20 protein-coding genes and 1 pseudogene are annotated in these 22053 nt (G+C 68.6%); 15 read left to right on the forward strand and 6 right to left on the reverse strand.

The annotated features are described in order from the left end of the window. Nucleotides 1-118: 118 nt before the first annotated feature. The 7 genes from F0357_RS01660 (at nucleotide 119) to F0357_RS01690 (ending at nucleotide 8927) form a co-directional block, all read left to right on the forward strand. Entirely contained in the window at nucleotides 119-1093 is a 975-nt protein-coding gene (locus F0357_RS01660; RefSeq protein ID WP_153478030.1) for a sugar-binding transcriptional regulator, read from the forward strand. Between the two features lie 102 nt (nucleotides 1094-1195). Then, nucleotides 1196-3139 carry a 1-deoxy-D-xylulose-5-phosphate synthase gene (gene dxs / locus F0357_RS01665; RefSeq protein WP_153478032.1) on the forward strand — a complete coding sequence of 648 codons (1944 nt, stop codon included), beginning with the start codon at nucleotides 1196-1198 and terminating at the stop codon, nucleotides 3137-3139. Nucleotides 3140-3408: 269 nt separating this feature from the next. After that, complete coding sequence (locus F0357_RS01670) at nucleotides 3409-4767, forward strand: MFS transporter (RefSeq protein ID WP_208948163.1); 1359 nt, start codon at nucleotides 3409-3411, stop codon at nucleotides 4765-4767. A 137-nt stretch (nucleotides 4768-4904) separates the two neighbouring features. Then, nucleotides 4905-5537 (forward strand): SCO family protein, encoded by a 633-nt coding sequence (locus F0357_RS01675; protein ID WP_153478036.1) that lies wholly within the window; start codon nucleotides 4905-4907, stop codon nucleotides 5535-5537. A gap of 36 nt (nucleotides 5538-5573) precedes the next feature. After that, nucleotides 5574-6233, forward strand: coding sequence for a helix-turn-helix domain-containing protein (locus F0357_RS01680; RefSeq protein WP_208948164.1), 660 nt, complete (start codon nucleotides 5574-5576; stop codon nucleotides 6231-6233). A gap of 375 nt (nucleotides 6234-6608) precedes the next feature. Continuing rightward, nucleotides 6609-7859 (forward strand): acetate and sugar kinases/Hsc70/actin family protein, encoded by a 1251-nt coding sequence (locus tag F0357_RS01685; protein ID WP_208948165.1) that lies wholly within the window; start codon nucleotides 6609-6611, stop codon nucleotides 7857-7859. A gap of 99 nt (nucleotides 7860-7958) precedes the next feature. Beyond that, nucleotides 7959-8927 (forward strand): nucleoside hydrolase, encoded by a 969-nt coding sequence (locus tag F0357_RS01690; protein ID WP_208948166.1) that lies wholly within the window; start codon nucleotides 7959-7961, stop codon nucleotides 8925-8927. A gap of 22 nt (nucleotides 8928-8949) precedes the next feature. Here the strand turns inward: F0357_RS01690 and F0357_RS01695 are convergent, their stop codons facing one another. Both F0357_RS01695 and F0357_RS01700 read right to left on the reverse strand, forming a co-directional pair. Continuing rightward, entirely contained in the window at nucleotides 8950-9612 is a 663-nt protein-coding gene (locus F0357_RS01695; RefSeq protein ID WP_312861409.1) for a CDP-diacylglycerol diphosphatase, read from the reverse strand. A 272-nt stretch (nucleotides 9613-9884) separates the two neighbouring features. Next, nucleotides 9885-10148, reverse strand: a complete 264-nt coding sequence (locus F0357_RS01700; protein WP_153478045.1) for a PepSY domain-containing protein — start codon at nucleotides 10146-10148, stop codon at nucleotides 9885-9887. A gap of 409 nt (nucleotides 10149-10557) precedes the next feature. Here F0357_RS01700 and F0357_RS24025 point away from each other — a divergent pair, with 409 nt between their 5' ends. Both F0357_RS24025 and F0357_RS01705 read left to right on the forward strand, forming a co-directional pair. After that, nucleotides 10558-10923, forward strand: coding sequence for an MFS transporter (locus F0357_RS24025; RefSeq protein WP_208948167.1), 366 nt, complete (start codon nucleotides 10558-10560; stop codon nucleotides 10921-10923). Then, a complete protein-coding gene (locus F0357_RS01705) occupies nucleotides 10887-11735 on the forward strand; it encodes an MFS transporter (RefSeq protein WP_208948168.1) in 849 nt (282 codons plus the stop codon). Before F0357_RS24025 ends, F0357_RS01705 begins: the two co-directional genes overlap by 37 nt. Nucleotides 11736-11745: 10 nt before the next feature. Here F0357_RS01705 and F0357_RS01710 read toward each other — a convergent pair whose 3' ends face one another. After that, nucleotides 11746-12537 carry an anti-sigma factor family protein gene (locus F0357_RS01710; protein WP_153478049.1) on the reverse strand — a complete coding sequence of 264 codons (792 nt, stop codon included), beginning with the start codon at nucleotides 12535-12537 and terminating at the stop codon, nucleotides 11746-11748. Beyond that, entirely contained in the window at nucleotides 12537-13046 is a 510-nt protein-coding gene (locus F0357_RS01715) for a sigma-70 family RNA polymerase sigma factor (protein ID WP_153478051.1), read from the reverse strand. Before F0357_RS01715 ends, F0357_RS01710 begins: the two co-directional genes overlap by 1 nt. Nucleotides 13047-13246: 200 nt before the next feature. On the opposite strand from F0357_RS01715, the gene F0357_RS01720 reads away from it, so the two are divergent. Continuing rightward, the gene (locus F0357_RS01720) at nucleotides 13247-13783 is read left to right on the forward strand and encodes a tetratricopeptide repeat protein (RefSeq protein WP_208948169.1); all 537 of its coding nucleotides are present in this window, start codon (nucleotides 13247-13249) and stop codon (nucleotides 13781-13783) included. A 151-nt stretch (nucleotides 13784-13934) separates the two neighbouring features. On the opposite strand, the gene F0357_RS01725 is transcribed toward F0357_RS01720, so the two are convergent. Then, on the reverse strand, nucleotides 13935-15113 hold the full coding sequence (locus tag F0357_RS01725) for a PQQ-dependent sugar dehydrogenase (RefSeq protein ID WP_153478056.1): 1179 nt from the start codon (nucleotides 15111-15113) through the stop codon (nucleotides 13935-13937). Between the two features lie 397 nt (nucleotides 15114-15510). Here F0357_RS01725 and zwf point away from each other — a divergent pair, with 397 nt between their 5' ends. The 4 genes and pseudogenes from zwf to eda all read left to right on the forward strand — a co-directional run bounded on the left by zwf (nucleotide 15511) and on the right by eda (nucleotide 20544). Next, on the forward strand, nucleotides 15511-16989 hold the full coding sequence (zwf, locus tag F0357_RS01730) for a glucose-6-phosphate dehydrogenase (protein ID WP_153478058.1): 1479 nt from the start codon (nucleotides 15511-15513) through the stop codon (nucleotides 16987-16989). A gap of 167 nt (nucleotides 16990-17156) precedes the next feature. Beyond that, nucleotides 17157-17855, forward strand: coding sequence for a 6-phosphogluconolactonase (pgl, locus tag F0357_RS01735; RefSeq protein WP_376767816.1), 699 nt, complete (start codon nucleotides 17157-17159; stop codon nucleotides 17853-17855). Between the two features lie 225 nt (nucleotides 17856-18080). Continuing rightward, nucleotides 18081-19906 (forward strand): annotated as a pseudogene (gene edd, locus F0357_RS01740) (phosphogluconate dehydratase). After that, a complete protein-coding gene (gene eda, locus F0357_RS01745) occupies nucleotides 19903-20544 on the forward strand; it encodes a bifunctional 4-hydroxy-2-oxoglutarate aldolase/2-dehydro-3-deoxy-phosphogluconate aldolase (protein ID WP_153478063.1) in 642 nt (213 codons plus the stop codon). Before edd ends, eda begins: the two are co-directional and overlap by 4 nt. Before the next feature lie 48 nt (nucleotides 20545-20592). Here the strand turns inward: eda and F0357_RS01750 are convergent, their stop codons facing one another. Further along, nucleotides 20593-21210: a DUF1003 domain-containing protein gene (locus F0357_RS01750; RefSeq protein ID WP_153478065.1), complete on the reverse strand. Its 618-nt coding sequence runs from the start codon at nucleotides 21208-21210 to the stop codon at nucleotides 20593-20595. 488 nt (nucleotides 21211-21698) lie between these two features. Here F0357_RS01750 and F0357_RS01755 point away from each other — a divergent pair, with 488 nt between their 5' ends. After that, nucleotides 21699-22040, forward strand: coding sequence for a helix-turn-helix domain-containing protein (locus F0357_RS01755; protein WP_246161292.1), 342 nt, complete (start codon nucleotides 21699-21701; stop codon nucleotides 22038-22040). Nucleotides 22041-22053 lie beyond the last annotated feature (13 nt).

Below are 22053 nucleotides of genomic sequence, written 5' to 3' on the forward strand. Positions count from 1 at the left end.
TTTCGAGCCGTTGTACTTTTGTGCGACCGCCGCACACTTGTTCAGTGTTGCCACCGATCCCAAGTCGCGTCAACAATTGTGCGCAGAGCGATCGATTGTGCAGCGCACTTGAGGACCCATGGCCGACACCAGGAGCACGGATCACGACCTCGCGGTGCGCGCGGCCTGGCTCTACTACGTGCACGGGAAGGGTCAGGAGGAGGTCGCGCGCGCCCTGCACGTGTCGCGGTTCAAGGTGACGCGGCTCCTCGCCGCCGCCCGCGATTCGGGCATCGTGAAGATCACGATCGAGCACGAGATGGCGGAGACGCTGGCGCTCGCCGACTGGATCGCCCGGCGCTGGAATCTCAAGGAGTGCATCCTCACCCCCTATTTCGAGGACGAGGTCGCCGGCATGTCGGACGATGTCGCCGACCGGCTGGCGCGACGCTCGGTCGGCATCGCGGCGGCGAACCATCTGACCCGCCGCCTCCAGAACGCCGAGCAGGTCACCGTCGGCCTCGGCTCGGGCCGCACCATCGCCGCGCTCGCCGAGGCGTTCACCGGCTTCCCGAAACCGAACGCCTGCTTCGTCTCGATCTGCGGCTCGCTCACCCACACCGCCTCCACCCACGCCTTCGAGGTGGTGCAGCGCTTCGCCCAGGCCTGCGGCGCGGAGGGGCACTTCCTCGCCGCCCCCTTCCTGACCGACAGCGTGCAGGATTTCGACGTCATCACCGGCCAGCGCATCGTCCAGGAGACCCTGGCGCTCGCCCGCACCGCCGATTTCCACATCGTCAGCCTCGGCGAGCTCACCCGCGACGCCTTCCTGGTCCGCCAGGGGCTGCTGACGGAGCCGGACCTCGAAAGCGCGCTCGCCGCCGGTGCCGCGTGCGACATGGCCGGCAAGTTCTTCGACGCCGAGGGCCGGCTCGCCGAATGCGACCTCAATCTGCGCAGCCCGAGCCTCTCGATCGGCGATCTCGAGCGGCAGGAGGTGGTGCTGCTCGCCGCCGGCCGCCGCAAGGGCGCGGCGCTGCGCTCGATCCTCAAGACGGGGCTGATCGACCGCCTCATCCTCGACGGCGAACTCGCGACCCAGATCCTCGGCTGAAATCGGCGGAACACCGGACGCGCGGAACCGCAAACTGTTCCGCTTGCGTTCTGCCGGACGGGCTCCTTATGAAAACGACCTCCTATTCTGGAGGCCGAGCCCATGAAGACGCCCCCCGCGACGCCCCTCCTCGACCGCATTCGCACGCCCGCGGACCTGCGCCGGCTGCCGGTTTCGGCGCTGCGCCAGGTCGCCGACGAAGTGCGGGCGGAGATGATCGACGCGGTCTCGACGACCGGCGGCCATCTCGGCGCCGGCCTCGGTGTCGTCGAACTCACCGTCGCCCTCCATCACGTGTTCGAGACGCCGCGCGACCGGCTGATCTGGGACGTCGGCCATCAGACCTATCCCCACAAGATCCTGACCGGGCGGCGCGACCGCATCCGCACCCTACGTCAGGGCGGCGGGCTCTCGGGCTTCACCAAGCGCTCGGAATCCGAATACGACCCGTTCGGCGCCGCCCATTCCTCGACCTCGATCTCGGCCGGCCTCGGCTTCGCGATCGCCCGCGATCTCCTCGGCGAGCGCAGCCACGTCGTCAGCATCATCGGCGACGGCGCGATGACCGGCGGCATGGCCTACGAGGCGATGAACAATGCGGGGGCGCTGGGCAGCCGCCTCGTGGTCGTGCTCAACGACAACGACATGTCGATCGCCCCGCCGGTCGGCGCGCTCAACGGCCACCTCGCCCGGCTCGTCTCGGAGCCCGCCTTTCTCGGCTTCCGCGACGCCGTGAAGGGCATCGCCCGCCATCTCCCCGCCTTCGTCGAGCGGGGCGCGGCGCGGGCGGAGAAGATCGCCAAGGATTTCGCCACCGGCTTTTCCCGCGACGGCAACGCCGGCGGCACGCTCTTCGAGGCGCTTGGCTTCTATTATGTCGGGCCCATCGACGGCCACGATCTCGACCAGCTCGTCGCCGTCCTGAGCAATGCGCGCGAGGCGGCGCGCGGGCCGATCCTGGTCCACGTCGTCACCGAGAAGGGCAAGGGCTATGCCCCGGCCGAGCGCGCCGCAGACAAATATCACGGCGTCTCCCGCTTCGATGTCGTCACCGGCGAGCAGGCGAAGGTGAAGGGCAACGCCCCCGCTTATACCCGCGTGTTCGCCGAGAGCCTGATCGCCGAGGCGGAGGCCGACGAGCGGGTGGTGGCGATCACCGCGGCGATGCCGTCCGGGACGGGGCTCGGCCTCTTCGGCGAGGTCTTCCCGAAGCGCACCTTCGACGTCGGCATCGCCGAGCAGCACGCGGTGACGTTCGCGGCGGCGCTCGCGGCCGGCGGGCTCAAGCCGTTCTGCGCGATCTACTCGACCTTCCTGCAGCGCGGCTACGATCAGATCGTCCACGACGTCGCGCTCCAGGGCCTGCCGGTGCGCTTCCCGATCGATCGCGCCGGCCTTGTCGGTGCCGACGGCGCGACTCACGCGGGGGCGTTCGACACGGCTTTCCTGACCTGCCTGCCGGGCATGGTGGTGATGGCGGCGGGCGACGAGGCGGAACTGCGCCACATGGTGGCGACCGCCGTCGCCTACGACGACGGGCCGATCGCGTTCCGCTTTCCACGCGGCGACGGGCTGGGCGTCGAGATGCCCGAGCGAGGCGTGCCCCTCGAGATCGGCCGCGGGCGTGTGCTCAGGCAAGGCGACCGCATCGCCATGCTCTCCTTCGGCGCCCGCCTCGGCGAGTGCCTCAAGGCAGCCGAGGTCCTCGATGCGGCCGGGCTCTCGACGACCGTCGCGGACGCCCGGTTCGCCAAGCCGCTCGATGTCGATCTCCTGCTCCGCCTCGCCCGGGAACACGCCGTGCTCCTGACCGTGGAGGAGGGTTCGGCCGGCGGATTCGGTGCGCACGCGCTCCACGCTCTCGCCGCCGCCGGCGCGCTCGACAACGGCCTCCGCGTCCGCACATTGACGCTGCCGGATCTCTACCAGGATCACGACAAGCCGGAGGTGATGTACCGGGCGGCCGGGCTCGACGCGGCCGGCATCGCGGCGAGCGCCATGGCCGCGCTCGGCATCGAGGCGGCCGGCGCCGCATCGCGCGGCTGAGGGCGAAAAGCACAACCGGCGACACGCTTTCGCCATTTCGGGGCGGGAGAGGAAAAGCGCGGCGACGGACGCGAACGGAGCGGCGGGCTTTCGCGGGCTTGCGGCGATCGGCGCGGGGGACGGATCGCGAACCGGTGTGGGACATCTCCCACCTGCTCCGGTTAGGATGACGTCCGCCGATCTTGAGCCGAATGTGCCGAAGCGTCCGCCCCGCCTTGTCGCGGCGGACGCTTCCCGTGTCCCGAACCCGACCGCGTCGCGAGCCCGTCATGGTCTCTTCCCTGCGCCCGATCCTTTCGCTCCTGCTCGGGGCCGCGTTCATTCTGGCCGGCAACGGCCTGCAATTCACGCTCTTGCCCCTTCGCGGCGAGGCGGAGGGCTTCAGCGCCATCGCGCTCGGCCTGCTCGGCTCGGCCTATTATGTCGGCTTCGTCGCCGGCTGCCTGCTCGGGCCCTATCTCGTGCTGCGTGCCGGCCACATCCGCGCCTTCGCGGCGATGGTCTCGATCGCCTCGGCCGTGGTGCTCGGCTACACCATGACGGTCGATCCGGTGCTGTGGTCGATCCTGCGCGCCATCACCGGCTTCTGCCTCGCCGGGCTCTATCTCATCATCGAGAGCTGGCTCAACGACAGCGCCACCAACCAGAACCGCGGCCTCGTCATGTCGGCCTACATCGTCGTGAACTTCGCGACGATCACCATCGGCCAGATGCTGGTGACGTTGAACCCGGTGAAATCGTTCGCCTCGTTCGCCCTCGCCTCGATGCTCGCCTCGGTCGCCGTGGTACCGGTCGCCCTGACCCGCTCGGCCCAGCCGGCGCCGATCGCGCTCATTCGCTTCTCGCCCAAGCGGCTCTATCGCTCCGCGCCCGTCGGCCTCGTCGGCGCCTTCATGATCGGCGTCGCGAACGGCGCGTTCTGGAGCCTAGGGCCCTTGTTCGCGACGGGGAGCGGCCTCGGCGTCGACGATGCGGCGATGTTCATGAGCACGGCGGTCATCGCGGGCGCCCTCGCCCAGTGGCCGGTCGGCCGCCTCTCCGATTCCTTCGATCGCCGCAAGGTTCTCGCCGTCCTTCTCGTCGGCGCAGCCTTCAGCGGCATCGCGCTGTGGCTGACGCCGCTGTCGCCGACGACACTCGCCGTCCTCGCCTTCGTGTTCGGCGCGCTCACCCTGCCCGGCTATTCGCTCGCCGCCGCTCACGCCTACGACAACACGCCGCGCGGCGGCTATGTCGAGACGGCGGCCGGCATTCTGCTGTCGAACGGCCTCGGCTCGGTATTCGGGCCGTCGCTCGCCTCGCTCCTCGTCATTCGGCTCGGGCCCGGCGCGCTGTTCCTGTTCACCGCCATCACCCAGGTTGTGCTGCTCGCTTTCATCCTGTGGCGCGTCTCGGTGCGCTCGCCGCGGCCGTCGGCCGAGAAATCGGGCTTCGACCTGTCGGCGACCGCCCCCGTCGGCGGCGCCATCACGCCGAATCCGCTGGACACCCTCGACCCGCTCGTCCACGTGCCGAACACGCCGCCGGCCCCTCCGAGACCGCCTGCGAGCCCGCCGTCCTCCCCGTCCTCCGGCACCGCGCCGGCGGCCAACGAGGACCCGACGGAAACGGCCAAGGGCGCCGCCTGAGGGCGGTGCGGCGCTCAGAACCTTGCCGCGCCGGCTCTGGTGCCCCATGGTCCGTGCCGCGGATGGCTCGGGCGAGCGGGGCCCCGGACATCGCGGCGGCCGTCCGCGGCGCCGCGCGCTAGACGTGAGTGGAGACGATGGCACCCATAAAGACACCAGCACCGAACCCGAGCTCGAACCGCGGCTTGCGCTTTGCGATCTGGGGCGTCGCGCTCGTCGTCATCGCCCTCGCCGGAGCCATGTCGCTCGGCCTCGTGCCCCTCGGGGGCATGACCGGCTCGCCGAATGTCGGCACCATCGGCGGCCCCTTCACCCTGGTGAACACCGACGGCAAGACGGTCACGGACGCCGATTTCAAGGGCAAGGCGCGCGCCATGTTCTTCGGCTTCACCCATTGCCCGGACGTCTGCCCGACGACGCTCGCCGACGCCGGCAACTGGCTGAACGCGCTCGGACCCAAGGCGAACGATATCGATTTCATCTTCGTCTCGGTCGACCCGTCGCGGGACACGCCGCAGCAGATGAAGGATTATCTCTCCGCCTTCGATCCGCGGATCATCGGTCTGACCGGCTCACAGGCCGAGATCGACAAGGCGGTCAAGGAATTCCGCGTCTACGCCCGCAAGGTCGAGACCAGCAACGGCGACTACACGATGGACCATTCGGCCGCCGTGCTCCTGTTCGACCGCAACGGCACCTTCGCCGGCACCGTCGATTTCAACGATCCCGAGGACAAGGCCGTCGCCAAGCTCTCCAAGATCGTGAGCTGATGGTCTCTCGGTTCGCGGATGGGGGCGGGAGCGACTGTGGAACGTGATCGGCGGCAGCTTCGCGGATCGGGTGATCTCGGCGCCGCCGCGCCGAGCTTCGGGCCGGACGATCCACGCGCCCTCGCCCGGCGCCTGCGGATGTGGCGGAGCCTGAATTCCGTCAAGCAGCGCGCCCTCGCCGAGATGCTGGGCGTTTCGCAAACCATCATCTCCTTCTGGGAGACCGGGCGGGACGTGCCGAACCCGGCGCAGGTCGCCCACCTTAAAGCCTTGATGGCGGAGGCCGGACGAGACGAGGTCGCGATCGAACGTGCCTTCGTCGGACGTCAAGCGGCCGTGCGCGCCTTGTTCGATCTCGACGGAATCCGTCTGCTCGCGGCGTCAACGGGCTTCCGCCGCTTGTGGCCGCTCAGCGCGGACTTGGAAGGCCGGTGTCTCGCCGACAATCTCGTCGACGAGGCGCGAAAGCTCGCCGTCGACGACGATCTCAGGCATGCGATCTTCGAGGGCGCGCTCGGCCTCGCGAGCGGGATCAGCCTGCGGCACACGGATATCGAGTTCGATGAGGCGGTGCTGCACCGCTGGCACATCTGCTTCCGGCGCTACGGCCACCGCCGGCTCATCGACATGACCTTCGAACCCTGCGACGAGACCCTCGCGCCGGGCGTCACCGATCTCATCTACCTGGACAAGTGATCCGTCGCCGCGACGACGGAGCGCCCCGCGCTCGTCGCCGCTCGATGCGTCCCTGTCTCACAGCGCCCCGCCCGGCTCATGCCCGCGGCGATTGCTGCTGCGCCCCGCCGACCGAACGGGACCTTCAGCTTATAACTTATTTCACCTCCCTCCCCGGCGCGAAGGTGGACCTCCCTGCAACCTCATGATAGTTCGGCCTAAACGAACGTATTGACGGCTCCAAACCAGACCGTACTACGCTCGCCGTGAAACATCACGACGTCGCTGCTGCCGGAGGCATAGAAAATGACAAGGGCAGAGGCTCTTCGCAAAAATATAAACAACGCCGTATACTTTGCATACGCGACAGCCGCCCTGGCGGCGGCGCTCTCGGCGATGCCGCTCGCGGCCACCCCGGCCCAGGCGACCGAGAAGCCGGTCTACACCGCCATCGTCGATGCCGGCAGCAGCGGCACCAGCATCGCCCTCTATGAGGTGGTCCCGGGCCCCTATCCGAAGATCACCGCGCTCGCGAGCGACGAAGGCGATGACGCCGAGGACGGCATCGACGATTTCGTCAATCGCGTCGGCGGGCCGAAGCGCGATCTCGGACCGGACGCAGTCGGCGACGCCGTGTTCCGCCGCCTGCTCGACGCGCTGACGCCGACCCTCGCGGCGCGCGGCATCGCCAAATCGGACGTCGTGGTCGACGTGCTGGCGACCGCAGGCATGCGCGGAACCCTGAAGCCGGTCGGGACCCACGACCAGACCGAAATCGACGCGTTCTATGCAGGCATCCGCGCCTACATCGAGAAGCAGGGTTTCAAGGCGGGCGAAGCGCGCACCATCGACGGCAACAGCGAGGAAGGTCTCTGGAGCTGGATCGACCTCAACGATCATTATCGCCGCGCCTTCACCGGCGGCGAAGCCCCGGTCGGCGTCGTGGAGGTCGGCGGCTCGTCGATGCAGGTGAGCTATCCGACCACCGCCGCGCCCGATCCTGCGCAGAACGTCTACCGGGTCGCGATCAACGGCAGCTCCTACGCGGTCTTCAACCGCACCTATATCGGCCTCGGCCAGGACGACGCCCGCAAGGCGATGCGGCTCGAAAGCCCGCCCGCCGACGGCGGCGCGCGCTGCTTCCCGACCGGCTTGGAGCCGGCTCAGGACGCCGGCGATCTCATCAAGGGCGAACTCGTTCGGATCGCGCACACCGCGACGTTCGACGCCGCCGCCTGCGAGGCTTCCTATTCGACCATCGTGGAGAAGCGCTTCGCCGCCGTCGGCGCCCCCGCGGTGAACAACAGCACCGGCGCCTTCTACGGCATCGCCTCGGTGCGCTACGCCTTCGAGGAGATCGGTGTCCCACCCGCGAAGCCGAGCGAAGGCGCCCTCTCCAAGGCCATCGAGGCGAAGTGCGTCGGCGCGGGCGCCGTGGCGAATTTCAAGATCGCGAAGAAATATGCGCAGCGCGCCTGCGCCAACGCGGCCTATGTCGATGCCCTGCTCTATGGCCGGGCCGGTCTGTTCCACGAGACCCCGGAGCGCTTCGTAACCACGGTCGCCGATCAGCATCGTGAGGGCGGCCGGACGACGATCCTGGTGTCGTGGTCGAGAGGATACCTGCTCCAGAAATATGCGCGCTGAGCGCCCACGTCCGCGCCACGCTCATCGAACGCAACGAGGACCAATCCCATGACAGCTCGCGACGACCTTGATTTCGGACGGAGACGCCGGGGCGCTGCCTTGATCGGAGCGATCGCGGTCACTTTCGCGATCTTCGCCGCCCCGACGGCAAAAGCGGCCCCGGCGGCCGATTGCACGATCATCGACACCGACTTCGACGTCGACGACATGATGGCGATCCCGCTCGTGATCGGGAACCGCCACGTCGCGGCGATCGTGACCTCCGAGGGCTACACGACGGCGGAGCAGGGTGCATCGGCCGTGTCGCGGCTCATCGCTGAACCAAATCAGCGGCAAATCCCCGTCATCATCGGCGCCGACAGTCACCGGTCCGTGGCGGACATCGCGAAGAACTGGCCCTGGATGGTCTATTATCGCGACATCATGAGCAGGGTGAACGGGCTCCTCAGCGCGCCGCTGATGCCATCGAGGACGCCCGCGCCGGATTATGTCCAGGAGATCTCCAAGAGAACGGCCGATTGCCACAGAATCGACCTGCTTGTTATCGGCACCTTCTCGTCGTTCGTGCACTACAGCGCCGCGATCAAGCCGAAGCTCGACCGGATCGTCATCATGGGCAAGCCGATCGGCGATCCGACCCAGAAGCCGGGGAAATATTCGTTCAATTGCGGCTACGACCTGCCCGCCTGCAAGACTGCGACGGCCGAGCTCGCCGGCCTAAAGGCGTTCTGGGTCGATATACCCCGCGGCACGGAGCCCCCATATTCCCCCTCGCTGGCGATGGTGGAGGGGCTACGCGGGGACGGACTGCCGGGCGCGCTCAAGGCCGCGCTCTTCGCCGACCGCCACACTTGGGATCCGGCGAAGGTGGGCATCGAGAACGGTGGTCCGGGCGGCAAGGCTTTGATGTGGGATCAGAGCGCCGCCGTGTTCCTGCTGCATCCGGACATGTTCGCGCCGGTCGGCGGCCATTACGAGCCCTATAAGGGCGGCTCCCATGCCCAGTCCGTCGCGACTCTGCTCCGAGTCTGGACGACCGACACGAACAAGGCCGTCACGTACAAATGAGGGCTCGGCGTGCCGCCTGCGATCATCGCAGCCGGCACGCCGTGGGCTGGCGGTAATTGAGCTCGATACGGTTGAACCGTTCGGCGGCGAGGATCCAGATTCCCTTGCCGCCGTCCGTCACGGTGGCGAGCACGCCATAGAGCGGCAGATCGGCGGCGCCACGGGGCAGCATCTCGCGCACGATGGCGAACACGTCGATGCCCTCGAAAGGCGCGTCGCCCGCCGCCACCGCAATGAACCGTGCGCGAAAATCATAGCCGTTGATGAGCACCTTCGACGTCTCGCGCGGAAGGCCGGCGAGCGCCGTGCGATAGGCGGGCAAGAGAGTACCCACGTGGAGATGGAGCTGGTGCTGCCCGCGGGTCGTCGCGGGCTGAATGGCGAGCGCGAGGCCGTCCGGCGCGAACGGCGGCTCGACCAGCGTCTGCGCGGCGACGTAGGCATCCCGCCAATAGTTTCGGCCGGCATAACCGCCGACGTCCTCGATCCCGGCCACCGGATCGATCGCCCAGACAAGAAAGCGGCAATTTTCGCCCCGCGCCCGCGGGTAGCGCTCGGGCGAGCGATAGCGCGTGTCGTATTGTAGGAAGACGTCATGGCCGCCGATCGTCCGGGCGACGAACTCGCCCTGCCCGTCTGCACAGCGGCCCCCGGCGCAGGCCGGCGACGTTAGGAAGCGGTACACCGCGCACGTCTTGAGGGGGGCGTTGGCGGGGTCGTCGCACGGCGCGCATGGATTGGGCGCCTTGTCGTCATTGTTCGCCTCCGGTGGCGAGACCCAGTGCGCCGTGTCGGCCGCGTCGGATTTCGCTTGGGGGGCGGGGCAGACCAGGGTCCGTGTGGCGTTCTCTGCGCCGACTGGCCCAGGGCCGAGGCCGACCGACAGGAGAACGGCTGTCGCCGCGAGAGCGCGCCGCGGCGCGCCCAAGCGGAGGAGGACCGGCACGGAGGCGCGCCTCAGTGCTCGAAGTCCTTCTCGAGCAACTGATAATCCGAACTGCGGAACTTGAAGTCGTAGACGTGGCCGTCCGAGCACTGAGCGTTGTCCGCCTTGAAGTATCCGTCGTCGTCGAACTCGACGGTTCCACCAATGGTGCAGCCCTGAGCCTTCAGCGCGTCCACGATCTTGGCGCGCTCGGCGTCGGTCACCGGGCGATCGGAATCGGCGAAGGCCGCGGCGGCCGAGACGACGACGAAAGCAGCGGCGAGGTAGATGCGCATGATGGGCTCCCCGAGGATAAAAGCTTCGATAGCGAAGACGTTCTCGGCGCGCGCCGATGCCAGTCCATCGCATCTCTTCGTTCTACGCGGCAAGCCCGCCGCTTTGAAGGGATGGCTGCCTATATTTTATTAGAGACGACACCACCTCTCAAAGTATACGCCGAGCGTACATTTAACGCGAGCCTAGTCCTGGCGGAGAACGGCGGTCGAGACTGCCGAAAACGGCGGCGCCGAGGCGCTTCACGGAGGGACTGACCCGCCGGCTGTTCAAAGCCCCCCGAAAGCGATATAGGACTGCGATCGCAGTTCATGCGTCGGGTCGCCAGATCGTGGCGGCCGCCGCGGTCGGCACAGGGCGCCGGCTGGGGCGAGACTGACGCAAGCGTTTGTCGGGACGAACGGTGCCATCATGACCAAGCCGCACGAGATCAGGACCGGGGCCGGCGCTTCGAGCCGCCTCCTCTCGATCGGCCTCATCGCACCGGTCACCGCCTCGTTCTCGTTCGGCGTCGGCCTGTCCATCGGCCTGCCGCTGCTTGCGATCGTGCTCGACCAGCGCGGCGTCTCGGCGAGCCTGATCGGCCTCAACAGTGCGGTCGCCGGCGTCGCGGCGATCATAGCGACGCCGTTCGCGGTGCCGCTCGCGCGCCGGCTCGGCACCGTCGGGGCGCTCGTCGCCTCCATCCTGGCGATGTCCGCGGCGTTCGTCGGCTTCTATTTTCTGCATCCCTTGTGGACGTGGTTCGTCCTGCGCCTCGTCTTCCACGGGGGCTGACGATCCTGTTCTGTCTCTCGGAATTCTGGATCAACGCCGCCGCCCCTGCCGATCGGCGCGGCGTCGCGCTCGGCATCTACGGCACGATGCTCTCCCTCGGCTTCACGCTCGGGCCGGTCATCCTCAGCGTCGTCGGCACCCAGGGCTTCACACCGTTCGCCTTGAGCACCGCGATCATGCTGCTGACGCTCCTGCCGATCCTCGCGGGGCGCGACCACCAGCCGCTGGTCGAGGGCAAGAGCGCCGGCTCGATCCTTCACTATCTCTGGGTCGCGCCGGCGGCGACCTTCGCTGCGCTCGTGTTCGGTGCGGTCGATTCCGGCATCCTGTCGCTGCTGCCGGTGTACGGGATCGGGGTCGGGCTCAGCGTCTCCACCTCGACCTTCCTCATCTCCGCGCTCGGCCTCGGCCTGTGCGTCGCACAGATCCCGATCGGCTTCCTCGCCGACCGGATGGACAAGCGCCTGCTCCTCTTCCTGCTCACCCTCGGCTCGCTCGCGGTCGCGGTCGCGATCCCCTTCGCCAACGGCGACCCGACGGCGCTCTGGATCGGCCTGTTCTGCTGGGGCGCGCTGATCACCGGCCTCTACACGGTCGGGCTCGCCCTGCTTGGCGCACGTTTCTCCGGAGCGTCCCTCGCCTCGGCCAACGCCGCGTTCATCCTGCTCTACGCGGTCGGCATGCTGATCGGGCCGTCGACGATGGGCTTCGGGCTCGACACCTTCGGCCCGAACGGCATCTTCCACGTCGCGGCGGGCTTCCTCACGCTCTATGCCATCATCACGGTGCTTCGCCTGCGACGGGACGGCTGATCCCACCGGATCAGCCGCTCGCCGGCTTGACGTCGTATTGGTCGTAGGCGAGCCGGGCGATCGGTTCGATCGCCGCCTTGCCGAGATCTGCCGTGACGGCATAGCCGCAGCCCTGGTCGACCCAATAGACGGCGGTGACGCCGTCGGCGCTGTAGGTCCGGAACGCACTCGATCCCTTCTCGCCGGCCCAGACATAGAGCGCGACGCGGTCGCCGCTCGCGTTCTCGTAGAGAAGCTGCGAGGCCTTGCCGTCCGCATCGCCGGGCAGCACGCGGCCGCCGACCAGGCGATAGCCGGCAGCCGTGAGGTCGGGCACCGGCAGATCGTGACCAAGCCGGCGCGAGATCCAGCGGGCGAGATAGGCGCGATCGGGACCGACCTCCACCGCATGCACGACGTCCGCGGCATAGGTACGGTGCGCCAAGACGGCGTCGGCCGCCATCGTGTCCCAATGATTGGTCAGTCCGCCCGCCTCGCCCCCAACGCGCGTCCCCGCAAACCAGCCGCCGCCGGCGCCGATGACGAGCGCGACGCTCGCAGCGGCCACCATGGTCCACAGGCGACGGCGCGCGGCGGCGCGGGCCTTTATCAGGGTGCGCAGGCGCAGGCGCTCGGGAATGGGCTCGTCGCGGCGGGGCTGGAGCTGCGCCGCCAGCAGGTCGCGCTCGCGGCGGAACGCGGACGCCCGCGCCGCAGCGACCGGATCGGTGGCGAGCGCAGCCTCCACGCGGCGCGCGGTCTCCAGATCGAGGCGCCCATCGATCCAGGCGTGAACATCGTCGCGGATGGGACGGTCGGACATTACTTGACCCTCCGAAGCGGTGACGCTCCACCGGATTCCAAAAGACTGTGAAGGCGTTCCCGTCCACGGCTGAGACGCGACATGATCGTGCCAAGCGGCACCCCGAGCACCTTCGCCGCCTCCTCGTAGGTCAATTCCTCGACCCCGACGAGGAGCAGAACCGTCCGCTGCTCCAAGGGCAGCAGCGCGATCGCCGCGAGCGCATCGTGGGCGGCGACATGGTGTTCCGCGTCGGGCGCGACCGGGGGATCGTAGCCCGAGTCCTCGAGGGCGACGTGCGGACCGCGGCGCATCGTCTGACGGATCGCGCTGATGTGGAGGTTGTGCAGGATGGTGAAGAGCCAGGCGCGGAGATTGCCGTCGTCGCGCCGCGACGACCACCGCCCGATCGCCCGCTCCAGGCAATCCTGCACGAGATCGTCCGCCCGGTCGCGATCGCGCACGAGCGCCCAGGCATAACGGCGCAGGGCCGGGATATGCTCCTCGATCACCTCGAGTGTGTGTTTCATCGAAGTCCGCCGCTCGCACGGTGCGCGATCCGCACGATGGGTCAGACGCCGGCACCTATCCCGCCATTCCCTTGCGCGCCGCCTCGCGGTTCACGAAGTCGTGACATCGCCGCTTGCGCCCGGTTGGAATGCCCGGCGTCCTCCCGCCGTCCTTGGATCAGACCGCCGGCGACGGATGCCGTGCGGACCGGGAGACAACCATGACGATGAGCCGGATGAGATTGCACCGCCCGATCGCGACCCGCGCTGCCGGAGCCTTGCTCGCCCTCGCGATGGCGGCGACCGCGGCCTCTGCGGCCGGCGGCGGTGGCGGCGGCACGAGCGGGGGCGGCAGCGGGGGCAGCACGCCCGACCGCATGGTCGCGGTGCCCGGAGGCCTGCCGACCTCGCCGCAGACCTACGCCAAGGCGGTCGCGCTCATCAAAGCAGGCCATTACCAGCAAGGCTACGACCTGTTGGCTGCGAGCGGCATGCAGGACGCCGACACCCTCAACTACATGGGCTATGCGAGCCGCAAGCTCGGGCACCTGAAGGCAGCCGAGACCTATTACAAGCGAGCGCTGGCGGTGAACCCGAACCATATCGGCGCGCTCGAATATTATGGCGAGGCGCTGGTGAAGATGGGCCGCATCGATCAGGCGAAGCGGAATCTGGCGCGGCTCGAAACCCTGTGCGGCATGAACTGCGAGGAATATCACGACCTCGCCCACGCGATCGCGAGCGGCAAGCCGTCGTAAGCGGGTCGAGACGCATCGCCTCAAGAGAGACGCCTAGCCTCATAAGAAAAGGGGCCGCCCCGATCCCCGGCGCGGCCCCTTTCTCGTTCCAATCCTCGCTGCCGGCAGAGGCTTCAGTTGCCGGCAGAGGCTTCACTTGCCAACAGAGGCTTCACTTGCCAACGGACGCTTCGTTGCGCGGCTCTAGGCGGTAGATGCCGCCGTCCTCGAGGTCGGTCGCAAGGTAGAGGAAGCCGTCCGGCCCGAGGCGGACGTCGCGGATGCGGCCGATCTTGCCCTCGAGATAGCGGTGCTCGCTGACCACCCGGTCGCCTTCTAGATCGAGCCGCACGAGGATTTCGCCGGCGAGCCCGCCGATCCACAGGGCGTTGTTCCAGATCAGCTCCGGCTTGCCGCGGACCACGGCGAGGCCGGAGGTCGCGATCGACGGTTTGAAATAATAGATCGGCTGCTCCATGCCCGGCGCGTGATCGCCGATGCCGATCTTCTGGTTCTCGTAGCTGATGCCGTAGGTGATGATCGGCCAGCCATAATTCCGACCCGGCTGAATGATGTTCACCTCGTCGCCGCCCTGCGGGCCGTGCTCGTCCTCCCACAGGATGTGCGAGACCGGATCGAAGCTGAGGCCCTGCGGATTGCGCACGCCGAACGCCCAGATCTCGTGGCGGGCCGCGGGCACGCCGATGAACGGATTGTCCTGCGGGATCGTGCCGTCGGTGTTGATGCGGATGATCTTGCCCCAGGACTGTTCGAGATCCTGCGGCCGCGCCCGATCGAAGCGGTCACCGAGGGTCAGGAACAGATGGTCCTTGTCGTCGACCACAATGCGGCCGCCGAGATTCTCGATGCCCGGCGCCGGCGGATAGGCCTCGTAGATCGGCTTCACGTCGACGAGCTTGTGGTCGTCGAGACGGGCGCGGACCACGCGGATCGTCGACGCTTCCTTGCTGCCGGTGAAATAGGACAGATAGAGCGTGTGGTTCTGGGCGAACTTCGGATCGAGGCGAACCTCGAGAAGGCCGCCGTGGCCGGACACGAAGATGTCCTTCGGCAGCCCCTCGATCGGCTCGGGTTTGGCACCCGGGCCCTTGATGATGTCGAGACGGCCGGCGCGCTCGGTCGCGATCAGGCTGCCGTCGGGCAGGAAATCGATCGACCACGGATTGCTCAGCGGCTGCGCGACGGTGACGAGATTGAACTCGCCCTCTTCCGCATCAGGCGCAGGATTGGCGGTGCCGGGGATAGAATCGTCGGCCGCGCGAACGCCGGCCCCCGCCCCCACCAGCAGCACCAGTGCGAGGGCGGTTACTCCCAGAAACGATCGAAACACGTAGTCCCTCCAGCCGCCCCCATCGCGCCGGAAACGTCCGGCCCCTCAGACGCTCGATGATGGCGGGGCGCATTTCTGCGCAGGCTGCGACCATCGGTCAATCCGCTCGGCGCAGATCGATGCGCACCGCACCTGAATGGAAACTGAACGACGGACCGTACCTTTATTTCGGGCGTCAAAAAAATCTTGCCACTAATTCTGGGACGCCTATTGTCCGCGCTCGTCCCGCCGGACGCGCGCCCGCGCGGTCGCAGTCTCCGGTGCGCGACCGAGCGGTCGACGCGGCTTGCATCATGCCCTAGAGATGGGGCCGTGATCTCCGCGTGGCTCGACCCGCGTATCTCGTTTCCGGGGTCCGGCGCCTCCCAGCCGGATGTCCGACATCTGGAGCTCAGGCATGGTCTCACGTATCGTCGAAGTCGACCCGTTCGACATCGTCGTGTTCGGCGCGACGGGCGATCTCTCGCGCCGCAAACTCATTCCCGCGCTCTATCACCGTGACCACGCCGGGCAGGTCCCGGCGGATGCCCGCATCTTCGGCACCGCGCGCCGCCATATGACGAACGAGGAGTTCGTCGCGGACGCCAAGAAGTGTGTGCTCGATCACGTCAAGGCCACGGACATCGAGACCGCCTCGCTCGACCGCTTCCTCGCCCGCCTCGCTTATGTCGGCACCGACGCCACCTCCGCCGAAGGCTGGGACGATCTCTCCGCCGCCCTCGGCCGCGACGAGGAACGGGTCCGCGTCTATTATCTCGCGACCGCGCCCGAGCTGTTCGGCCCAATCTGCGAGCGGCTCGCCAGCCACGGCCTCGTCACCTCCAACGCCCGCCTCGTGGTCGAGAAGCCGATCGGCAAGAACCTCGAATCGGCCCATCAGGTGAACGACCAGATCGGCAAATACTTCCCGGAAGAGCGCGTCTACCGCATCGACCATTATCTCGGGAAGGAGACGGTGCAGAACCTGATGGCGTTGCGCTTCGCCAACGCCCTGTTCGAGCCGCTGTGGAATTCCGCCCACATCGACCATGTGCAGATCACGGTCGCCGAGACGCTCGGCGTCGAAAGTCGCGCCGGCTATTACGACACCGCCGGCGCGCTGCGCGACATGGTGCAGAACCATATCCTCCAGCTCCTCTGCTTGGTGGCCATGGAGCCGCCGACCTCGCTCGGCGCCGACGCGGTGCGCGACGAGAAGCTCAAGGTGCTGAAGTCGCTGAAGCCGGTCGACGAAGCGAACGTCGATCTCCTGACCGTTCGCGGCCAGTACAAGGCGGGCGCGTCCGCCGGCGGCGCCGTCGCGGGCTATCTCGAGGAGCTCGGCAAGCCCTCCTCCGAGACCGAGACCTTCGTCGCGCTGAAGGCCGAGATCAACAATTGGCGCTGGGCGGGCGTGCCTTTCTACCTGCGCACCGGCAAGCGCCTCGCGAGCCGCGTCTCCGAGATCGTCGTCGCCTTCCGCCACATCCCCCATTCGGTGTTCGACGGCGGCGCCGGGCCGATCTCCAACAACCGCCTCGTGATCCGCCTCCAGCCCGACGAGGGCGTGCGGCTGTGGCTGATGATCAAGGATCCCGGCCCGGGCGGCATGCGTCTCCAGTACGTGCCGCTCGACATGAGCTTCGCGGAGGCCTTCGGCGTCCGCAATCCGGACGCCTACGAGCGCCTCATCATGGACGTGGTGCGCGGCAACCAGACGCTGTTCATGCGCCGCGACGAGGTCGAGGCGGCGTGGACCTGGGTCGACCCGATCCTCGAAGCCTGGAAGAGCCGCCGCGAGCCGCCGAAGCCCTATGTGTCCGGCACCTGGGGGCCGTCCGCCGCGGTCGCGCTGATCGAGCGCGACGGCCGCACCTGGCACGAAGACGACGCGTGAGCGCTGCGCGCGGCCCGGCCCGACCGGGCTGCGCACGGACGCCAGCCTAATGGCCCGGCCGGCTTCGGCTGCGCCGGAGCCCTATTGGGGAGGACGGGCCGAACCGTCCCCCGCCGTGATCGAGGAAACGCGGCCGCGCGGCGGCCCGCCTTATCGTCGAGGACAGCCTGATGACGACGCTCAACGTCTTCCCCGATCGCGGCGCGCTCGCCGCCGCCCTCGCCGGGGCCGTCGCCGATTCGCTGCGCCAGCGCATCGCGCGCGACGGCGCGGCGAGTCTCGCGGTCTCCGGCGGACGCACCCCGGAGCGCTTCTTCGAGGCGCTGGGCGGGATCGATCTCGATTGGTCGAAGGTGACGGTGACGCTCGTCGACGAGCGCTGGGTCGACGAAACGTCGGACCGCTCGAACGCCGCTCTGGTCCGCCGGGCGCTGCTCGCGGGCCGGGCGAGCGCCGCGACCTTCGTGCCGCTCTACAACGGCGCCGCGACGCCGGACGAGGGCCGCGACGCCGTCGAGCGCACCATCGCCGCGCTGCCGCACCCGTTCGCCGCCGTCATTCTCGGCATGGGCGACGACGGGCACACCGCCTCGTTCTTCCCCGGCGGCGACCACCTTGCGGCGGCGGTCGATCTCGACAATCCGGCCCGTGTGACGACCATGCACGCCGGTGGCGCCGGCGAGGCGCGCATTACCCTCACCCTCGCGGAACTGCTCCGCACCGACCATCTCGCCCTCCACATCGAGGGCGACGGCAAGAAGGCGGTGCTCGAGAAGGCGCAGGGCGACGGCCCCATTCTCGACATGCCGATCCGCGCGGCGCTGTGCCAATCGGTGCGTCCGATCACGATCTATTGGAGCCCCTGAGACTTATCGGGGCCGAGCGGGCGGCGAATTTCGCGTCCCGCCATCATCCCGGCGTGACCCCGTGCTCGTTTCCGTTATGATGTCGTAATTGTTCCAGAAACAGGGACGCGCGGCACGGAAGGCTCGGTTCCGTCCGCTTCCCCCTCGGCGCATCGCCCTCGCCTGCGCCCGCTCACAGCCGACGACGGCGCGCCGGATCCGTGCGTGCGCCTGACAGGAGCCGCCATGGTCCACGACCGCATCGCAGAGGTGACCGCCCGCATCGCCCGCCGTTCCCACGACGGCCGCGCCCGCTATCTGGAGCGCATCGACCGCGCCATCGAGAAGGGTCCGAAGCGCACCGCGCTCGGCTGCGCCAACCTCGCGCACGGCTTTGCGGCGTGCTCTCCGATCGACAAGGCGCGGCTGCGCGACGGCGCGGTTCCGAACCTCGCCATCGTCAACGCCTACAACGATATGCTCTCGGCCCATCAGCCCTACGAGCGCTATCCCGAGGTGATCCGGGAAGCGGCGCACGAGGTCGGCGCGGTGGCGCAGGTCGCCGGCGGCGTGCCGGCGATGTGCGACGGCGTCACCCAGGGCGAAGCGGGCATGGAGCTCTCGCTGTTCTCCCGCGACGTGATCGCGCTCTCGACCGCCGTCGCCCTGTCGCACCAGATGTTCGACGCCGCCGTCTATCTCGGCATCTGCGACAAGATCGTGCCGGGCCTCGTCATCGGCGCGCTGTCGTTCGGCCATCTGCCGGCGGTGTTCGTCCCGGCCGGCCCGATGCCCTCGGGCCTGCCCAACGACGAGAAGTCCCGCATCCGCCAGCTTTATGCCGAGGGCAAGGTCGGCCGCGACGCGCTGCTCGAGGCGGAGGCGCAGTCCTATCACAGCCCCGGCACCTGCACCTTCTACGGCACCGCGAACTCCAACCAGATGCTGATGGAGATCATGGGCCTGCATCTTCCGGGCTCGTCCTTCGTCAACCCGAACACGCCGCTGCGCGACGAACTCACCCGCGCCGCCGCGAAGCGCGCGCTCGCCCTCACCGCCCAGGGCAACGAGTTCACGCCGGTCGGACGCCTGTTCGACGAGAAGGTCGTGGTGAACGGCGTCGTCGGCCTCCACGCCACCGGCGGCTCGACCAACCACACCATCCACCTGATCGCCATGGCCGCCGCCGCCGGCATCACGCTGACGTGGGAAGACCTCTCCGACTTGGCCGAGGCGGTGCCGCTGCTGACCCGCGTCTATCCGAACGGCAAGGCGGACGTGAACCACTTCCACGCCGCCGGCGGCATGGGCTTCCTGATCCGCGAGCTGATCTCGGCCGGCCTTCTCCATGCCGACGTCAAGACGGTGTGGGGCACGGGCCTCGACGGCTATGCGGTCGAGCCGAAGCTCGGCGAGACCGGCACGCTCGCCTGGAAGGAGGCGGCGCACCACAGCGGCGACGCCACCGTGCTGCGCGGTGTAGCCCACCCGTTCCAGCCGACCGGCGGCCTGCGGGTACTGACCGGCCCGCTCGGCCACGCCGTCATCAAGACCTCCGCTGTCGCCCCGAGCGCCACGTCATCGAGGCGCCGGCCAAGGTGTTCCACAGCCAGGAAGCGCTTCAGGCCGCCTTCAAGGCGGGCGAGCTCGATCGTGATTTCGTCGCCGTCGTGCGCTTCCAGGGGCCGAAGGCGAACGGCATGCCGGAGCTCCACAAGCTGATGCCGCCGCTCGGCGTGCTCCAGGATCGCGGCCACAAGGTCGCGCTCGTCACCGACGGCCGCCTGTCCGGCGCGTCCGGCAAGGTGCCGGCGGCGATCCACGTGACGCCGGAGGCGGTGGACGGCGGCCCGATCGCCCGCATCCGCGACGGCGACCTGATCCGCGTCGACGCCGTGACGGGCCGCGTCGAAATCCTCGTCGAGGAGAGCGAGTGGGAGGCGCGTACGCCGGTCGTCGCCGACCTCGACGATTATCAGTTCGGTGTCGGGCGGGAGCTGTTCGCCCCGTTCCGCGCCACCGTCGGCGCCGCCGACAAGGGTGCCACCATCTTTTCAGGGATCGCCGCATGACCGGCCGCCATCACGACGCCGTCGAGACCATCCTGACGACCGCTCCGGTCATTCCCGTCCTCATCATCGAGGACGTGGCGAGCGCGGTCCCGCTCGCCCGGGCGCTCGTCGCGGGCGGGCTCAAGGTGCTCGAAATCACGCTCCGCACGCCGGCCGCGCTCGACGCGACCCGGGCGATCCTCGGCGAGGTCGAGGGCGCCATCGTCGGCGTCGGCACCGTGCTCACCAAGGACCAGCTCGCCGCCGCCGAGAAAGCGGGCGCGCGCTTCGCCGTCTCCCCGGGCGTGACCGAGAAACTGCTCGACGCCGCCGACGAATCCGCGGTGCCGCTCTTGCCGGGCGCCGCCTCCGCCTCGGAATCGATGCGCCTTCTCGAACGCGGCTACCTGTTCCAGAAGTTTTTCCCGGCCGAGCAGGCGGGCGGTGCGGCCTATGTCGGCGCCCTCGCCTCGCCGCTCGCGCAGATCCGCTTCTGCCCGACCGGCGGCATCACGCCGGCGATCGCGCCGAACTACCTGAAGCTCAAGAACGTGGTCTGCGTCGGCGGCTCGTGGATGGCGCCGAAGGACAAGATCGCCGCCGGCGATTGGGCCGGCCTTGAGGCGCTCGCCGCCGAGGCGGTCGCCATCCGCGGCTGAGACCGGCCAACCGGATGATCGACGAGGGCGCCCGAGACGGCGCCCTTTTCATTTGGCGGCGCGCTCGCTCTTGAGCGCCGCGAGCTCCGTTTCCGTCTTCTCCGCGAGGCGCTCGAGCTTCTCGATCAAGGCGGCGATCTCGCGCGAGCGCAGGTCGTCGAGCTTGTCGTGCAGCGCCATGATCTCGAGCTCGGCCTTGAGGTCGACCTCGTAATCGTGCGCCGCCGTGAGGCGGTCACGGTCGGCCTGGCGGTTCTGCGCCATCATGATGACCGGCGCCTGAAGCGCGGCGAGAAGCGACAGAAGCAGGTTCAGAAAGATGAAGGGATAAGGATCGAACGCCGCCGACCAGTGCAGCAGCACCGCGTTGAGGCCGGCCCAGACCGCGATGAACACCACGAACGAGATGATGAAGGTCCACGAGCCGCCGATCTCGGCCACCCGGTCGGCGACGCGATCGCCGAAGGTCGTGCTCTCCTCGAAGGCGATGTCGAGCTCGCGCGCCAGCGCATAGCGCTTGGCGACCCGGGCGATGACGCGACGTTCGCCGGCGGGCAGACCCGAGATGCCGTTCTCGACGAGGCGCTGGGCGAACTCGCGGACGATGCGGTCCGACGCGGCGCCGGGTTCGGGATCGCTCAGCCTCGTCGTCGTCGTGCCGGCCATGTCTTCGCGCCCCGGTGCTTACGCCACGCGGGGGAACCATATCGCACCGCAGCGATGCCTTGAACCGCCGATGCGCGGCGAGGCGGGTCTTTGCGAAGGGGCTCAAATGGAAACGGGGGCGGCGCGCCTTCGCGCACCGCCCCCGCCTCGGCTGGTGTGCCGGGCTGTCCGCGTCCAGGAGGGCATGCCGTCGGTCGGGGCTGATGGCGCCGCGCCAACCGATTCCGTGGCCGGTCTTCGAAACCGGCCGCATGCACCCGACCCGGCGGGCTCCCAGAAAACGTGGCGGGAGATGGGTCGACCTTCGCGGAATGATCGCCACACATGCACACCGTGCGCCGAACGAGAGTTTTATGCGCACATCGTGCGTCACAATCAAGGGAAAAGCGCATTGAGCGCGCTTTTCCGCTGGCCTCCGTTCGCGGGTCGTGTCACCCATCGTGTGCGCCGGTCCCGGCGTGCCTTTCCCCGCCAAATCACGTGACGAAATGACGAAGAAAGAACCCGGTTCGGCCGATCCGGCCGCCAAGGCTGCTCCGGCCAGCAAGACCGTCGAGAAGGTCTCCGAGCAGGACCTGATGACCCCCGAGCGCTTCCGCGCGTGGCGCAAGTCTCTGGGTCTGAAGCAGAAAGAGGCGGCCGACCGGCTCGGCCTCAAGAAGCGGATGATCCAGTACTACGAAAAGGGCCGCCGCGACGGAAAGTCGGTGGTGGTGCCGAAGACCGTCCGCCTCGCCTGCTGGGCGCTGACGAACGGCGTCGACGACTTCGACGGCACGGGGCCGACCGCGCCGGTCGCCGCCGAGACCCAGGCCGCCCAGGCCGAGTGAGCGGTCCGCTTCC

The organism is Segnochrobactrum spirostomi (assembly GCF_009600605.1).
Lineage (GTDB): Bacteria > Pseudomonadota > Alphaproteobacteria > Rhizobiales > Segnochrobactraceae > Segnochrobactrum > Segnochrobactrum spirostomi.

Bases quoted from the DNA above. Each gene is read 5' to 3' on its own strand.
- F0357_RS01750 (WP_153478065.1), bottom strand. From the start codon at position 21,210: ATGGCCGGCACGACGACGACGAGGCTGAGCGATCCCGAACCCGGCGCC.
- F0357_RS01675 (WP_153478036.1), top strand. From the start codon at position 4,905: ATGGCACCCATAAAGACACCAGCACCGAACCCGAGCTCGAACCGCGGC.
- F0357_RS01700 (WP_153478045.1), bottom strand. From the start codon at position 10,148: ATGCGCATCTACCTCGCCGCTGCTTTCGTCGTCGTCTCGGCCGCCGCG.
- F0357_RS01660 (WP_153478030.1), top strand. From the start codon at position 119: ATGGCCGACACCAGGAGCACGGATCACGACCTCGCGGTGCGCGCGGCC.
- dxs (WP_153478032.1), top strand. From the start codon at position 1,196: ATGAAGACGCCCCCCGCGACGCCCCTCCTCGACCGCATTCGCACGCCC.
- F0357_RS01685 (WP_208948165.1), top strand. From the start codon at position 6,609: ATGCCGCTCGCGGCCACCCCGGCCCAGGCGACCGAGAAGCCGGTCTAC.
- F0357_RS01755 (WP_246161292.1), top strand. From the start codon at position 21,699: ATGACGAAGAAAGAACCCGGTTCGGCCGATCCGGCCGCCAAGGCTGCT.
- zwf (WP_153478058.1), top strand. From the start codon at position 15,511: ATGGTCTCACGTATCGTCGAAGTCGACCCGTTCGACATCGTCGTGTTC.
- eda (WP_153478063.1), top strand. From the start codon at position 19,903: ATGACCGGCCGCCATCACGACGCCGTCGAGACCATCCTGACGACCGCT.
- F0357_RS01670 (WP_208948163.1), top strand. From the start codon at position 3,409: ATGGTCTCTTCCCTGCGCCCGATCCTTTCGCTCCTGCTCGGGGCCGCG.
- F0357_RS24025 (WP_208948167.1), top strand. From the start codon at position 10,558: ATGACCAAGCCGCACGAGATCAGGACCGGGGCCGGCGCTTCGAGCCGC.
- F0357_RS01715 (WP_153478051.1), bottom strand. From the start codon at position 13,046: ATGAAACACACACTCGAGGTGATCGAGGAGCATATCCCGGCCCTGCGC.
- F0357_RS01710 (WP_153478049.1), bottom strand. From the start codon at position 12,537: ATGTCCGACCGTCCCATCCGCGACGATGTTCACGCCTGGATCGATGGG.
- F0357_RS01720 (WP_208948169.1), top strand. From the start codon at position 13,247: ATGACGATGAGCCGGATGAGATTGCACCGCCCGATCGCGACCCGCGCT.